Source organism: Bradyrhizobium sp. AZCC 2262 (genome assembly GCF_036924535.1).
Taxonomy (GTDB): Bacteria; Pseudomonadota; Alphaproteobacteria; order Rhizobiales; family Xanthobacteraceae; genus Bradyrhizobium.
The window spans coordinates 8,036,920-8,050,074 of sequence record NZ_JAZHRT010000001.1 but is presented as its reverse complement, the minus strand read 5'-3'; the positions used below and the strand labels follow the sequence as shown (position 1 = coordinate 8,050,074).

Annotated in this window: 13 protein-coding genes; 11 read left to right on the top strand and 2 right to left on the bottom strand. The window is 63.6% G+C overall.

All coding sequences use genetic code 11. The features are described 5' to 3' along the window. The first annotated feature begins 519 nt into the window (after positions 1 to 519). The 8 genes from dnaK (at position 520) to V1283_RS37700 (ending at position 7,744) form a co-directional block, all read left to right on the top strand. On the top strand, positions 520 to 2,421 hold the full coding sequence (gene dnaK, locus V1283_RS37735; protein ID WP_247782275.1) for a molecular chaperone DnaK: 1,902 nt from the start codon (positions 520 to 522) through the stop codon (positions 2,419 to 2,421). Between the two features lie 142 nt (positions 2,422 to 2,563). Continuing rightward, positions 2,564 to 3,694, top strand: coding sequence for a molecular chaperone DnaJ (gene dnaJ, locus V1283_RS37730; protein ID WP_334391654.1), 1,131 nt, complete (start codon positions 2,564 to 2,566; stop codon positions 3,692 to 3,694). Positions 3,695 to 3,905: 211 nt separating this feature from the next. Next, positions 3,906 to 4,505, top strand: a complete 600-nt coding sequence (locus V1283_RS37725; RefSeq protein ID WP_334391653.1) for a class I SAM-dependent methyltransferase — start codon at positions 3,906 to 3,908, stop codon at positions 4,503 to 4,505. 52 nt (positions 4,506 to 4,557) lie between these two features. After that, positions 4,558 to 5,136 (top strand): NADPH-dependent FMN reductase, encoded by a 579-nt coding sequence (locus V1283_RS37720; protein ID WP_334391652.1) that lies wholly within the window; start codon positions 4,558 to 4,560, stop codon positions 5,134 to 5,136. Positions 5,137 to 5,142: 6 nt separating this feature from the next. Further along, positions 5,143 to 5,856 carry an orotidine-5'-phosphate decarboxylase gene (pyrF, locus tag V1283_RS37715; protein ID WP_334391651.1) on the top strand — a complete coding sequence of 238 codons (714 nt, stop codon included), beginning with the start codon at positions 5,143 to 5,145 and terminating at the stop codon, positions 5,854 to 5,856. Positions 5,857 to 5,880: 24 nt separating this feature from the next. Then, positions 5,881 to 6,183, top strand: a complete 303-nt coding sequence (locus tag V1283_RS37710) for a DUF1330 domain-containing protein (protein ID WP_334391650.1) — start codon at positions 5,881 to 5,883, stop codon at positions 6,181 to 6,183. A gap of 88 nt (positions 6,184 to 6,271) precedes the next feature. Beyond that, a complete protein-coding gene (gene dapB, locus V1283_RS37705; RefSeq protein ID WP_334391649.1) occupies positions 6,272 to 7,087 on the top strand; it encodes a 4-hydroxy-tetrahydrodipicolinate reductase in 816 nt (271 codons plus the stop codon). Between the two features lie 33 nt (positions 7,088 to 7,120). Continuing rightward, positions 7,121 to 7,744, top strand: coding sequence for a 2,3-bisphosphoglycerate-dependent phosphoglycerate mutase (locus V1283_RS37700; RefSeq protein WP_334391648.1), 624 nt, complete (start codon positions 7,121 to 7,123; stop codon positions 7,742 to 7,744). Positions 7,745 to 7,889: 145 nt separating this feature from the next. On the opposite strand, the gene V1283_RS37695 is transcribed toward V1283_RS37700, so the two are convergent. Both V1283_RS37695 and V1283_RS37690 read right to left on the bottom strand, forming a co-directional pair. Then, positions 7,890 to 8,789: a bifunctional helix-turn-helix domain-containing protein/methylated-DNA--[protein]-cysteine S-methyltransferase gene (locus V1283_RS37695; RefSeq protein ID WP_334393323.1), complete on the bottom strand. Its 900-nt coding sequence runs from the start codon at positions 8,787 to 8,789 to the stop codon at positions 7,890 to 7,892. Between the two features lie 55 nt (positions 8,790 to 8,844). Further along, positions 8,845 to 9,366 (bottom strand): DUF2244 domain-containing protein, encoded by a 522-nt coding sequence (locus V1283_RS37690; protein WP_334391647.1) that lies wholly within the window; start codon positions 9,364 to 9,366, stop codon positions 8,845 to 8,847. Positions 9,367 to 9,388: 22 nt separating this feature from the next. On the opposite strand from V1283_RS37690, the gene nth reads away from it, so the two are divergent. From nth to V1283_RS37675, 3 genes are all read left to right on the top strand, one after another. Beyond that, a complete protein-coding gene (gene nth, locus V1283_RS37685; RefSeq protein ID WP_334393322.1) occupies positions 9,389 to 10,165 on the top strand; it encodes an endonuclease III in 777 nt (258 codons plus the stop codon). A 65-nt stretch (positions 10,166 to 10,230) separates the two neighbouring features. After that, positions 10,231 to 11,382 (top strand): HlyD family secretion protein, encoded by a 1,152-nt coding sequence (locus tag V1283_RS37680; RefSeq protein ID WP_334391646.1) that lies wholly within the window; start codon positions 10,231 to 10,233, stop codon positions 11,380 to 11,382. Then, positions 11,369 to 12,994, top strand: a complete 1,626-nt coding sequence (locus V1283_RS37675) for an MFS transporter (RefSeq protein ID WP_334391645.1) — start codon at positions 11,369 to 11,371, stop codon at positions 12,992 to 12,994. Before V1283_RS37680 ends, V1283_RS37675 begins: the two co-directional genes overlap by 14 nt. The last annotated feature ends 161 nt before the right edge of the window (positions 12,995 to 13,155 follow it).

The following is a 13,155-nucleotide window of genomic DNA, read 5'->3' as shown; positions in this document are numbered from 1 at the left end:
TTTAAGCCTTGCGGGCATGACAACGGTCGTTCCAGTCGGCCCGCTTTTAGCGGTTTTGATGTCCCTGCAACAGGGCAGGGAGGGCGTCCGTTCCACCGCTACGGACCGATATGGCGGCCTTTTTGCAGGATTTTGCTCGGTATCCGAGCTCTTTTTGAGGCACTTCCAGCGGCCAAATACCGCTCCCCCTTTCACGGCGGCCGGGCCAGTCGATCGGGAGGATGCCGCATGGCTGCGCAGCGCGCCGGCGGCGCGAGCGAGGAGCGGCCTCGATGAGCGGCCTTGCCGATTTCTTAACGTCGCTCGAGGCACTGATGCGTCCGCGCCCCGGGTTGACACAATCTTTCAAACGTCAGCCTTTTCAGGCCCTAAGCTTGCGTTCGGTCCTTGCAGGGCGGACCCCCCCTCCTATATGAGGCTCACCGTCGCAATATCGCGAGTAATTGATCGTTGGGGGTTCGGTTAGGTGCGCCGTCCAGGGCCCAGCCAACCTGCCGCAAAAAGAAGGATATGAGGACCATGGGAAAGGTCATTGGGATCGATCTTGGCACCACGAATTCGTGTGTCGCCGTAATGGATGGCAAGACTGCAAAAGTCATCGAGAACGCGGAAGGCATGCGCACGACGCCTTCGATCGTTGCCGTCACCGATGATGGCGAGCGCCTCGTCGGCCAGCCCGCCAAGCGTCAGGCGGTGACCAATCCCGAGCGGACGTTCTTTGCGGTGAAGCGCCTGATCGGCCGCCGCTACGACGACCCGATGGTCGAGAAGGACAAGAAGCTCGTCCCCTACAAGATCGTCAAGGCATCGAACGGCGACGCCTGGGTCGAAGCCGACGGCAAAACCTATTCGCCCTCGCAGGTCTCCGCCTTCATCCTGCAGAAGATGAAGGAGACCGCGGAAGCCCATCTCGGCCAGAAGGTCGAGCAGGCCGTCATCACCGTCCCCGCCTATTTCAACGACGCCCAGCGCCAGGCCACCAAGGACGCCGGCAAGATCGCCGGCCTCGAAGTGCTGCGCATCATCAACGAGCCGACGGCGGCTGCTCTCGCCTACGGCCTCGACAAATCGAAATCCGGCACCATCGCGGTGTACGACCTCGGCGGCGGCACCTTCGACGTCTCCATTCTTGAAATCGGCGACGGCGTGTTCGAAGTGAAGTCCACCAACGGCGATACCTTCCTCGGCGGTGAAGATTTCGACATGCGTCTCGTCAGCTATCTGGCCGACGAGTTCCAGAAGGAGCAGGGCATCAACCTGCGCAACGACAAGCTGGCCCTGCAGCGCCTGAAGGAGGCCGCCGAAAAGGCCAAGATCGAGCTGTCCTCGACCACGCAGACCGAAATCAACCTGCCCTTCATCACGGCCGACCAGACCGGGCCGAAGCATCTGACGATGAAGCTGACGCGCGCCAAGTTCGAGGCCCTCGTCGACGATCTCGTCCAGAAGACCATCGAGCCGTGCCGCAAGGCGCTGAAGGACGCAGGGCTGACCGCCGCCGAAATCGGCGAAGTGGTGCTGGTCGGCGGCATGACGCGCATGCCGAAGGTTCAGGAAGTGGTGAAGCAGTTGTTCGGCAAGGAGCCGCACAAGGGCGTCAACCCGGACGAAGTCGTGGCCATCGGTGCGGCAATTCAGGCTGGCGTGCTGCAGGGCGACGTCAAGGACGTCCTGCTGCTCGACGTGACGCCGCTTTCGCTCGGCATCGAGACGCTGGGCGGCGTGTTCACCCGCATCATCGACCGCAACACCACGATCCCGACCAAGAAGAGCCAGGTGTTCTCGACCGCCGAGGATAATCAGAACGCGGTCACCATCCGCGTCTTCCAGGGCGAGCGCGAAATGGCGGCCGACAACAAGGTGCTCGGCCAGTTCGACCTGATGGGCATTCCGCCGTCGCCGCGCGGCATGCCGCAGATCGAGGTCACCTTCGACATCGACGCCAACGGCATCGTCAACGTCTCGGCCAAGGACAAGGCGACCGGCAAGGAGCAGCAGATCCGGATTCAGGCCTCCGGCGGTCTCTCGGAAGCCGACATCCAGAAGATGGTCAAGGACGCCGAGGCCAATGCGGCCGAGGACAAGAAGCGCCGCGAGGCGGTCGACGCCAAGAACCATGCCGACGCGCTGGTGCATTCCACCGAGAAGGCGCTGGCCGAGCACGGTTCGAAGGTCGAGGAAAGCGAACGCCGCGCCATCGAGGACGCCGTCAGCGACCTGAAGGAAGCGCTGAAGGGCGACGATGCCGAGGCCATCAAGGCCAAGACCAACACCGTGGCGCAGGCTTCGATGAAGCTCGGCGAGGCCATGTACAAGCAGCAGGCCGAGGCGGACGCCAAGCGCGACGCTGCCAAGGATGACGTCGTCGACGCGGAGTTTACCGAGGTCGACGACGACAAGAACAACAAGAAGTCGGCGTAAGCGGGCTTTCGATCATGACCCTCATCCAAAAGAGCGCGCAGGCAGCGTTCGAAGGGTGGGGGTCATTTTTCGTTAAGCCGATGGCTGCATCTTTTGAGAAGCACCCTTCGGCATGAAGACGAACTTCGGGCGGGTTTGACTGATGTCCACCAAGCGCTGCTATTACGAAACCCTGGAAGTCGAGCGGAACGCGGACGACGGCAAGCTCAAGGCGGCGTTCCGCAAGCTGGCGATGAAGTGGCATCCGGACAAGAATCCGGGCGATGCCACCAGCGAAGTCCGCTTCAAGGAAATCAACGAAGCCTACGAGGTCCTGAAGGACGGCGACAAGCGCGCCGCCTATGACCGCTACGGCCATGCCGCGTTCGAGCAGGGCATGGGCGGCGGCGGTCCCGGCTTCGGCGCCGGCTTCGCCTCGTCATTCTCCGATATTTTCGAGGACCTGTTCGGCATGGCCGGGCAGCGGCGCGGCGGTGGACGCGAGCGCGGCGCCGACCTGCGCTACAACATGGAAATCACGCTGGAGGAAGCCTTTCAGGGCAAGACCGCGCAGATCGAGATTCCGGTCTCGGTGACCTGCGAGCCCTGTTCGGGCACCGGTGCCAAGGCCGGCACCAAGCCGAAGACCTGTTCGACGTGTGGCGGCGCGGGCCGGGTGCGGCAAGCCCAGGGCTTCTTCACGCTGGAGCGGACCTGCCCCGGCTGTCAGGGCCGCGGCCAGATGATCGAGGATGCCTGCCCGAACTGTGCAGGGTCAGGACGGGTGACGCGCGACCGCACGCTGTCGGTGAACATCCCGCAAGGCGTTGAGGACGGCACGCGTATCCGCCTTGCCGGCGAAGGCGAGGCCGGCGTCCGCGGCGGGCCGCCCGGCGACCTCTATATTTTCCTGTCGCTGGCGACCCACGAATTCTTCCAGCGCGATGGCGCCGATCTGCATTGCCGGGTTCCGATCTCGATGGTCGCCGCAGCCCTCGGCGGCGAATTCGAGGTCCCAACCATCGACAAGGGCAAGACCAAGGTGAAAGTGACGGCCGGTACGCAGTCCGGCCGCCGTTTCCGCATTGCATCAAAAGGCATGCCGGTACTCCGCTCGCGCCAGACCGGTGATATGTATGTCCAGGTCATGGTCGAAACGCCGCAAAATCTGACCAGGAAGCAGCAGGAACTGCTGTCCGAGTTCGAAAAGCTGTCGTCCGGCGCCACTCAGCCGGAAGCTGCGGGCTTCTTCACCAAGGTCAAGGATTTCTTCGGCAACCGCGCGGGCTCCTGATCCGCGCAGCATGCGAGCTGCGCGAAGCGCAGTTCTCGCACCGCAGTCATGATTCATTCAGCCTGCACAGGGTCTTATCGCGGGATCGCGGGCACTTTGGCGCGGCCGACACGTTACCGTTTGGCTTGACCATATCGCCGTCGACCTATACGTGTTTATGACCGTTTTCTGACATCCCCTGCTTTGTTGCGGGGCCCCGCCTGGTAGCGACATGCCTTTGCAATCGTCCGTGCGTGCGTTGAAGAAGCCCCGTCTCGATGATGAGGTCCGCTTCCTTCGTTCATGGATCGAAAAGCCGCTGCACATGGGTGCGGTGATGCCGTCGAGCAAGCTGCTCGCCCGGACCATGGCGGAATATGTCGACGTCGATGCAGAAGGACCGGTCATCGAACTTGGGCCCGGGACCGGTGCGATTACCAACGCACTGATCGAACATGGCGTCGATCAAAAGCGGCTCGTACTGGTCGAATATAATCCGGGCTTCTGCGCCTTGCTGCGCGACCGCTATCCGCACGCCAAGGTGGTGCAGGGTGACGCCTATGCGCTGCGCACCTCGCTGCAGGATGTACTGGACGCGCCGGCCTCCGCCGTGGTCTCCGGCCTGCCGCTCGTAACCAAACCGATGTTGACGCGCCTGAAACTGATCCGCGACGCCTTCACGGCGCTCGCGCCCGGCGCCCCCTTCGTGCAGTTCACCTATTCGGTCGCGCCGCCGATCCCGAAATCGCTGCCGGGCGTGTCCACAGAAGCCTCTGAGCGGATCTGGATGAACCTTCCGCCCGCGCGGGTCTGGGTGTATCGCAAGGGCTGATACCTGCTACGTATTCGCGTTGGCAGGTTTGCCCCGAATACGAATTCAAAAGATGTCCGCGCTCAAAATCCTCGTGATCCCGGGATCGCTCCGCTCCGGCTCGCTCAATGCGAAGCTGGCCGCCGTTGCCGCGCATGCGCTGGCGATGGAAGGCGCCGAAATCACGCGGATCTCGCTGTCAGATTTTCCGCTGCCGATCTATGACGGCGACCTGCAGGCCAAATCCGGCGTGCCGAAGCACGCGGTCAATCTGAAGCGGATGATGGCGGCCCATCATGGCGTGCTGATCGTGACACCAGAGTACAATTCCTCGGTGCCGGCGCTGGTGAAAAACACCATCGACTGGGTGAGCCGGGTGCAGGACGTGCACGAGACCCGCGGCCAGGTTTTTCGCGAGCGGGTGTTTGCGATCGCATCCGCTTCCGGCGGGCGGCTCGGCGGCTCGCGCGCGCTGGCGGCGCTGCGGCTGATCCTGTCGGCCTGCCATGCGACGGTGATCCCGAACCAGCTCGCGCTGCCGTTCGCCGACGATGCCTATGACGAGATGGACCGGCTGAAGCATGCCGCCGACAAAGACGCGCTGAAAGCGCTGGCGCGGCAGTTGATCGACGTTTCCCAACGCATGATGTGAGGTGACATGCAGCCAGCCGATATCGCGCCGAAAGACCGCTTGATCGTGCCGCTCGATCTGCCCGGGGTGGCAGAAGCGGAAGCGATGATTGCGCGGCTCGGCGACAGCGTGAGCTTCTACAAGATTGGCTATCAGCTCGCCTATGCCGGCGGATTGCCGCTGGCGCAGCAATTGGCGAAGTCAGGCAAGAAGGTCTTTCTCGATCTCAAGCTGCACGACATCGGCAACACCGTCGCGCGCGGCGTCGAGAGCGTTGCCAAACTGGGCGCGACCTTCCTCACCGTGCACGCCTATCCCCAGACCATGAAGGCCGCGGTCGAAGCGCGCGCGGGCTCCAGCCTGAAAATTCTCGCCGTCACCGTGCTGACCTCCTATGACGACGGCGACCTCCATGCCGCCGGCTATCGCCTCAACGTCTCGGATATGGTCGAGGCGCGTGCGCAGCAGGCGCAGGTGCTCGGCGTCGACGGGCTGGTAAGCTCGCCGCTGGAAGCGGCGGCGCTGCGCAAGCTCGTCGGGCACCAGATGAACCTGGTGACTCCAGGCATCCGCCCGGCGGGGTCCGCGACCGGCGACCAGAAGCGCATCATGACGCCGGCACGTGCCATCGCCGCCGGCGCTGATTATCTGGTGGTCGGACGGCCGATTACCGAAGCCGCCGATCCGAAGGCGGCGGCGGATGCCGTCCAGGCGGAAATCGCGCAGGCGTTGGCAAAGTAGCGAAGCAAGAAACGGGAGAGTGAGATGGCGAAGGGATACTGGATCGCGCGCGTCGACGTGCACAATGATGACGGCTACAAGTCCTATGCGGCGGCCAACCCCGCCATCTTCAAGAAATTCGGCGGGCGCTTCGTCGTGCGTGCCGGCAAATTCACCGCCATCGAGGGCGAAAGCCGCTCACGCAATGTGGTGATCGAATTTCCCGACTATGAGACCGCGCTGGCCTGCTACCACTCGCCGGAATACCAGGAAAACATCAAGGTGCGGCAGCCGCATTCGGTCGCCGATCTCATCATCATCGAGGGCTATGACGGTCCGCAGCCCTGAGGGGCTATCCGGAGGCGCGGACCCCGCTACCTGACGGGAAGTTGCCGTAATCGCCTGCCCCGGCTATACCCCGTTGAGAGGTAAAGCCATGGCCGATATGCGATTGATCGTTGCGGGGGCCGGCGGCCGGATGGGCCGCGCGCTGGTGCGCGTCATTTCGGAAACGCCGGGCGCGGTGTTGACCGGCGCGCTGGAAGCGCCGGGCTCGGAACTGCTGGGCAAGGATGCCGGCGTGCTCGCTGGCCTGCCGGAGAATGGCGTCAAACTTTCGGCCGACCTGTGGACGCTGTCGGCCAATGCCGACGGCATTCTCGATTTCACCGTGCCGGCCGCGACCATCGCCAATGTCGCGATCGCCGCCGAGCGCGGCCTCGTGCACATCGTCGGAACCACCGGCCTGTCGGTGTCCGACATGGCCGTGATCAAGAGCGTCACTTCGCGCGCCGTGGTGGTGCAATCAGGCAATATGAGCCTCGGCGTCAACCTGCTGGCCGCGCTGGTCAAGCGCGTCGCGCAGTCGCTGGACGAAAGCTTCGACATCGAGATCGTCGAGATGCACCACAAGGCCAAGATCGACGCGCCGTCGGGTACCGCGTTCCTGCTCGGTGAGGCCGCCGCCGCCGGCCGCGGCGTCGACCTGCATGCGCGTTCCGCGCGTGGCCGCGACGGGCATACCGGCGCGCGCCGGCCGGGCGACATCGGCTTTGCCGCGCTGCGCGGCGGCACCGTCACCGGCGATCACAGCGTGATCTTCGCCGGTGCCATGGAGCGCATCGAACTGACCCACCGTGCGGAAGACCGGACCATGTTCGCGCAGGGCGCGGTCAAGGCCGCGCTATGGGCGCACGGCCGGAAGCCCGGCTTCTATACGATGACCGATGTGCTCGGGCTTGCCGACTTCTAATCCAATTCGAAACGAACAACGGAAATCCTTTCAATGAGCGACCGTCTTCTCGTGCTTGTGCGGCACGGCCAGAGCGAATGGAATTTGAAGAACCTGTTCACCGGCTGGAAAGATCCTGACCTCACCGAACAGGGTATCGCGGAAGCCAAGGAGGCCGGCCGCAAGCTGAAGGCGCAAGGGCTGACGTTCGACGTTGCCTTCACCTCGGACCTGACGCGCGCCCAGCATACGCTGAAGCTGATGCTCGCCGAGATCGGGCAGACCGGACTGCCGACGACGGAGGATCTCGCGCTCAACGAACGCGATTACGGCGATCTCTCCGGACTCAACAAGGATGACGCCCGCAAGAAGTGGGGCGAGGACCAGGTGCTGGTCTGGCGCCGCTCCTACGACGTACCGCCACCCGGCGGCGAGAGTCTGAAGGATACGCTGGCGCGCGCGCTGCCCTATTACGTGAAGGAGATTCTGCCCGGCGTGCTGCGCGGCCAGCGCACGCTGGTCGCCGCCCACGGCAATTCGCTGCGCGCGCTGATCATGGTGCTGGAGAAGCTGACGCCCGAGCAGATTTTGAAGCGCGAACTCGCAACCGGCGTGCCTGTCATCTATCGGCTCAACGCGGATTCGACTGTCGCGACGAAGGTCGATCTGGCGGCGTGAGTGCTGTTCTCAGCACTTGGACCCGTCATCCCGAGGTGCGAGCGCTAGCGAGCCTCGAAGGATAGACGGCCGGGCCGTCGCCCTTCGAGACGCGCTTCGCGCTCCTCAGGATGACGGAGATAAATTCAAGTCCGCCGCTTGGGAGTCAATGTAGCCCGACCTGTCCGGCTTCCCAGCCCAGCATCGCCTGCTTGCGCGTGATGCCCCAGTGATAGCCGGTCAGCGCGCCGCCTTTGCCGAGTGCGCGATGGCAGGGCACCACGAATGATACCGGATTGCGGCCGACCGCGGCGCCGACGGCGCGTGACGCCTTCGGGTTTTTGATCTTGTTGGCGATATCCGAATAGCAGACCGCGCGGCCCATCGGGATCTTCAGCAGCGTCTCCCACACCCGCACCTCGAAATCGGTGCCGATCAGGACCACGCGGAGCGGCTGGTCCGGCCGCCACAGCCGCGTATCGAAGACGCGTTGCGCGAGGCCAACGGTGCCGTCGTGGTCCTCGACATAGGTCGCGTTCGGCCAGCGCCGCTTCATGTCGGCAAACGCCGTCGGCTCCTCGCCGGGATCGGCGAAGGCAAGCCCGGCAAGGCCGCGTTCGCTGGCGATCACGATGGCGGTGCCGAACGGGCAAACATGGAAACCGTAGCGCAGCGTCATGCCGGCGCCGCCGTTCTTCCATTCGCCCGGCGACATCGCTTCATGGGTGACGAACAGATCATGCAGCCGGCCCGGGCCTGACAGCCCCGAGTCGAGTGCTGCGTCGAGCACGCTGGCGGAATCGCGCAACAGGCCCTTGGCGTGATCCAGTGTCAGCGCCTGCATGAAAGCCTTCGGCGTCAGACCGGCCCAGCGGCGGAACAGATGGTGCAATTCGTCCGGCGTCACGGCGGCGGCGTCCGCCATCGCCTCGATGGTCGGTTGCGCGCGCCAGTGCTCCGAGATGAAGGCGATGGCGCGGCGCACCGAGTCATAGTCGCGCAACGCGGCGGCGTGCTGAAGGCCCGGCTTGGCCAGGCGCTGGTCATGTATGGCTGATATCATCATGGGGTCTGATTTAGGGCTCATGCGCGGTCCAAACCACCCGATTTCTGACAACTACCTACGCGACCGGATTGTATGTGATGCCGCGCTTGGCGGTCTGCAACGCAGCCAGTAAGGCTTTGGCAAAGCTTGCTTTTTCGTCCGGCCCGAGGAAATGACCGACGGAAACCCGGCGGCCGCGGGAGACCAGATAAAGGTGCTCGATGCCGAATTCGGGGTCGCCGGTCTGTTCGAGCTGCACCCAGAGCGGATTGAACGACCATTCGACCAGACGGCCGCGATGGCTGACCCGCCGCACGCGCAATTCCGACGGCGTCACCACGATATCCTCGGTAGCGTCGGCGCTGCGGAAATTGATCCGGAACGCCCAATAGATGACAAGCACATCGAGGCCGAAAAAGCCGAGCACCGGCCAGGCGCCCATCAGCAGAAATGCGATGCCGGCGACAAAGCTCACCGCGCCGATGAAGGTCATCAGCACCAAAAAGCCGATGCGGTTGAGCGAGCGATGCGGCGTCACCCGCGCCGAAAACAGCGTCGGCTGGTCAAGCGCCGGATCAAAGTCGTTGCCTGCGGTCATCGCGTATCAGTATATCCCGATCATGGCCAAAATCACCCGCTCTATCAGCGCAAAAAAATCCGGCGTCCCATCCGTGCCGAAGAAAGTGGCAAAGAAGGGCGCCAAGGTGGCACCGAACGGCGTAGCGAAGAAATCAGCCAAGCCAAAATCGTTAAAGCCAAAACCCTGGACGTCGGCCGAGGTCTACGAGGCCTTCAGCCGGTTTCGCAAAGCCAATCCAGAGCCGAAGGGCGAGCTCGAACATCTCAATCCATATACGCTGCTGGTGGCGGTCGTGCTGTCGGCGCAGGCAACGGATGCCGGCGTCAACAAGGCGACGCGCGCGCTGTTTGCGGTCGCCGATACGCCGGAGAAGATGCTTGAGCTGGGCGAAGAGAAAGTGCGCGAGTACATCAAGACGATCGGGCTCTATCGCAACAAGGCCAAGAACGTCATCGCGCTGTCGGAAAAACTGATCGCCGAATTCGGCGGCGAGGTGCCGCGCACCCGGGCGGAGATCGAGACGCTGCCCGGCGCCGGGCGCAAGACTGCCAATGTCGTGCTCAACATGGCCTATGGCGAACACACCATGGCTGTCGATACCCATGTGTTCCGCGTTGGCAACCGCACGGGGCTGGCGCCGGGCAACACGCCGCTCGAGGTCGAACTGGGCCTGGAAAAGATAATCCCGCCCGAGTTCATGCTGCACGCCCATCACTGGCTGATCCTGCACGGGCGCTACACGTGTCTCGCCCGCAAGCCGCGCTGCGAGGTATGTCTGATCAACGATCTTTGCCGGTGGCCGGAAAAGACGGTCTGAGGCATCATCGTTGTCATCCTGAGGGTCTTATCCGGCTCTCGGGAAACGTGATCGAGGGGGTCTTTGTGAGTCAGCAGGATCAAGCGAGCCCGCCACCCGCAAGTCAGGCCCCGTCTCCGCCGGTCGCGCCGGCTCCAAAGCCGCCGCCGGCGACAGGCGGCTTCTGGGGCCGCTTCACGATTCCATTGTTCGCGGTACTGATGGCGTTTGCCTTTATCACGGTGGCGACGCTGCACTGGGATGCCTGGGTCGGCAGCGCCAAGATCCAGACCACCAACGACGCCTATGTCCGTGCCGAGCTCACGCGGTTGAGCAGCCGGGTCGCCGGCGAGGTGATTACGGTCGCTGTGAATGATTTCCAGCGCGTCAAGGCCGGCGATTTGCTGGTGCAGATCGACCCCGCCGACTACGCGGCTCAGGTCGCACAGGCCGAGGCCAGCGTCGCCGCCGCGCAGGCAGCCCTCGACAATCTGAGCAATCAGGTCGAACTGCAATATGCGACGATCGCACAGGCCGAAGCCCAGCTCGTATCCGCGACGGCCCAGGAGGTCGAAGCGCGTCAGGAACAGGAGCGTCAGCAGTCGTTGTCGCAAACCGAATCCGGTACGCGCCAAAGGCTCGAACAGGCGACCGCGGGGTTTGCCAAGGCGCAGGCCGACGTGCGTGCGAGCCGCGCCGTCATCGCCGCGCAACGTCATCAGCTCGAAGTGCTGTCGGGCACCAAGAAGCAGCGGGCGGCCGACCTCGAGGGCGCCAAGGCTACGCTGGCCGCGGCCAAGCTCAAGCTCGGCTACACCAAGATCGTGGCGCCGTTCGACGGCGTCACCGGCGAGCGGCAGGTGCAGCCGGGCGATTACGTCAATATCGGCACCAATCTGATCAACGTGGTACCGCTGCCGAACGTCTATGTGATCGCCAATTACAAGGAGACACAGTTGACGCGGGTCAAACCCGGTCAACCTGTCGAGATCACCATCGATAGTTTCCCCAACGAAAGACTACATGGCCGTGTCGAGCGGATTGCGCCGGCGAGCGGCTCGCAATTCGCGCTGCTGCCGCCGGACAATGCCACCGGCAATTTCACCAAAGTGGTTCAGCGGGTCCCGGTTCGCATCCAGTTCGACAAGAACCAGCCGCTGCTGGAACGCCTGCTGCCCGGAATGTCCGTCTTCACCCATATCAATACCGGCGAGGCGGGCACGGATGGCGGAAAATGACCGAGATCGCGGACCGGTTTCGCGCGGCGGGATCGCGCCGCAGCCGCTGTTTGCGGTAGGCGCGGTGCTGCTCGGCGCGTTTCTGGCGAACTTCGACAGCCGGCTGACGACGGTAGGCCTGCCTGATCTGCGCGGCGCATTTTCGCTCGGCTTCGACGAGGGCGCCTGGCTCTCCACCGCGGGCATCGGCTCGCAGATATTCGTCGCGCCGGCAGTGGCGTGGCTTGCGACCGTATTCGGGATGCGCCGCGTGCTCGGCATTCCGGCTCTGGTCTATTCCCTGATCTCGCTGCTGATCCCGTTCGTGCACAATTACCCCACGCTGATCACGCTCAGCATCGTGCATGGCATGCTGCTCGGCACCTTCGTGCCGGCGACACTGATGATCATCTTGCGTAATTTGCCGATCAAATGGTGGCTGCCGGCGATCTCGATCTATTCGATCAGGGTAGGATTCGCGCTCGACAGCTCCACCTCGCTGGTCGGCTTCTATGTCGATCATCTGGGATGGCAGTGGCTGTATTGGCAGGGCGTGGTGATAGCGCCGCTGATGGGCCTGATGGTCTATCTCGGTACGCCCAATGAGCCGATCAATCGCGACCTGCTGAGGCACGCCGACTGGGGCGGGATGCTGCTGCTCGGGGCCTCCGTCTCGATGATCTATGCCGGTCTCGATCAGGGCAATCGTCTGGACTGGCTGGAGTCGGGCACGGTGATGGCGCTGTTGCTCGCCGGCGGCGCGCTGTTCATCGCCTTTCTGATCAACGAGACGCTGGTTCACCAGCCCTGGGCCCACGTCAATGTGCTGTTCTCGCGCAATGTCGGGCTCTCGCTGGTCGCCATCCTGCTGTACACCCTGACCAGCCTCTCCAACTCGTCGCTGGTACCGAATTTCCTCAGCGTTGTTGGCCTGATGCGGCCCGAACAAAGCGGCGTGCTGCTCCTGACCTTTGGCGCCTTGCCCATGGTGGTGCTGGTGCCGTTCTCGATCTTCCTGCTTCGGCATTTCGATGCACGCGCCGTTGTGGTCCTCGGCTTTTCGGCGTTCGCTGCCGCCAATCTGTGGGGAACGCAACTGACCCATGACTGGGCGCGCGGCGATTTCGCCGGCATCGTGATGCTGCAGTCGATCGGGCAGGCGCTCACGCTGTTACCGATCATCATCCTCGCGCTGTCCAATGTGGATCCAACCCGCGCGACGTCATTCGCCGCCTATATCCAGATCATGCGGCTCGGCGGCGCCGAGATCGGCGTGGCGCTGATGGGCACATGGCTGCGCGTGCGCGAGCAGATCCATTCCAATTATCTCGGACTGCACATCGAAAATGGCGGCTTCGACGTGACGCGCATGCTCAAGCAGCTCGGGGATTATTTCGCCAGCCATGGCGCCGGCGCGGCCCCGGCGCGGGCGCTGGGGACGTTGGCAGCGCGGGTCCAGCGCGAAGCCAACGTGCTCGCCTATATCGACGGATTTTGGCTGTGCTTCTGGCTGGCGATAACTGGGCTGTTCTTCGTCGCCCTGATCACCCGCGCGCCGCCGGGCCCTTTCACGCCGGCACCGTTCGGTTTCGCGAAAAACGTGCTGCGGAAGTGCGGGGCGACCGTGTCGTAACGGGTGGCGCGGATCAGAACGCCGACAACGCCTGCCGCCGCGCTGGCTCGATTGCGACATCAAAGGGCTGCATTCAAATTATAGTGAATGCAGCAAGCCGTTCGACAACGGCAGTCGCCGAAATATTCGCATGATCGCGCGGTCTCATATGTTGGAGTACC

Coding starts and splice junctions, on each gene's coding strand:
- dnaK (WP_247782275.1), top strand. CDS start 520: ATGGGAAAGGTCATTGGGATCGATCTTGGCACCACGAATTCGTGTGTC.
- dnaJ (WP_334391654.1), top strand. CDS start 2,564: ATGTCCACCAAGCGCTGCTATTACGAAACCCTGGAAGTCGAGCGGAAC.
- V1283_RS37725 (WP_334391653.1), top strand. CDS start 3,906: ATGCCTTTGCAATCGTCCGTGCGTGCGTTGAAGAAGCCCCGTCTCGAT.
- V1283_RS37720 (WP_334391652.1), top strand. CDS start 4,558: ATGTCCGCGCTCAAAATCCTCGTGATCCCGGGATCGCTCCGCTCCGGC.
- pyrF (WP_334391651.1), top strand. CDS start 5,143: ATGCAGCCAGCCGATATCGCGCCGAAAGACCGCTTGATCGTGCCGCTC.
- V1283_RS37710 (WP_334391650.1), top strand. CDS start 5,881: ATGGCGAAGGGATACTGGATCGCGCGCGTCGACGTGCACAATGATGAC.
- dapB (WP_334391649.1), top strand. CDS start 6,272: ATGGCCGATATGCGATTGATCGTTGCGGGGGCCGGCGGCCGGATGGGC.
- V1283_RS37700 (WP_334391648.1), top strand. CDS start 7,121: ATGAGCGACCGTCTTCTCGTGCTTGTGCGGCACGGCCAGAGCGAATGG.
- V1283_RS37695 (WP_334393323.1), bottom strand. CDS start 8,789: ATGATGATATCAGCCATACATGACCAGCGCCTGGCCAAGCCGGGCCTT.
- V1283_RS37690 (WP_334391647.1), bottom strand. CDS start 9,366: ATGACCGCAGGCAACGACTTTGATCCGGCGCTTGACCAGCCGACGCTG.
- nth (WP_334393322.1), top strand. CDS start 9,389: ATGGCCAAAATCACCCGCTCTATCAGCGCAAAAAAATCCGGCGTCCCA.
- V1283_RS37675 (WP_334391645.1), top strand. CDS start 11,369: ATGGCGGAAAATGACCGAGATCGCGGACCGGTTTCGCGCGGCGGGATC.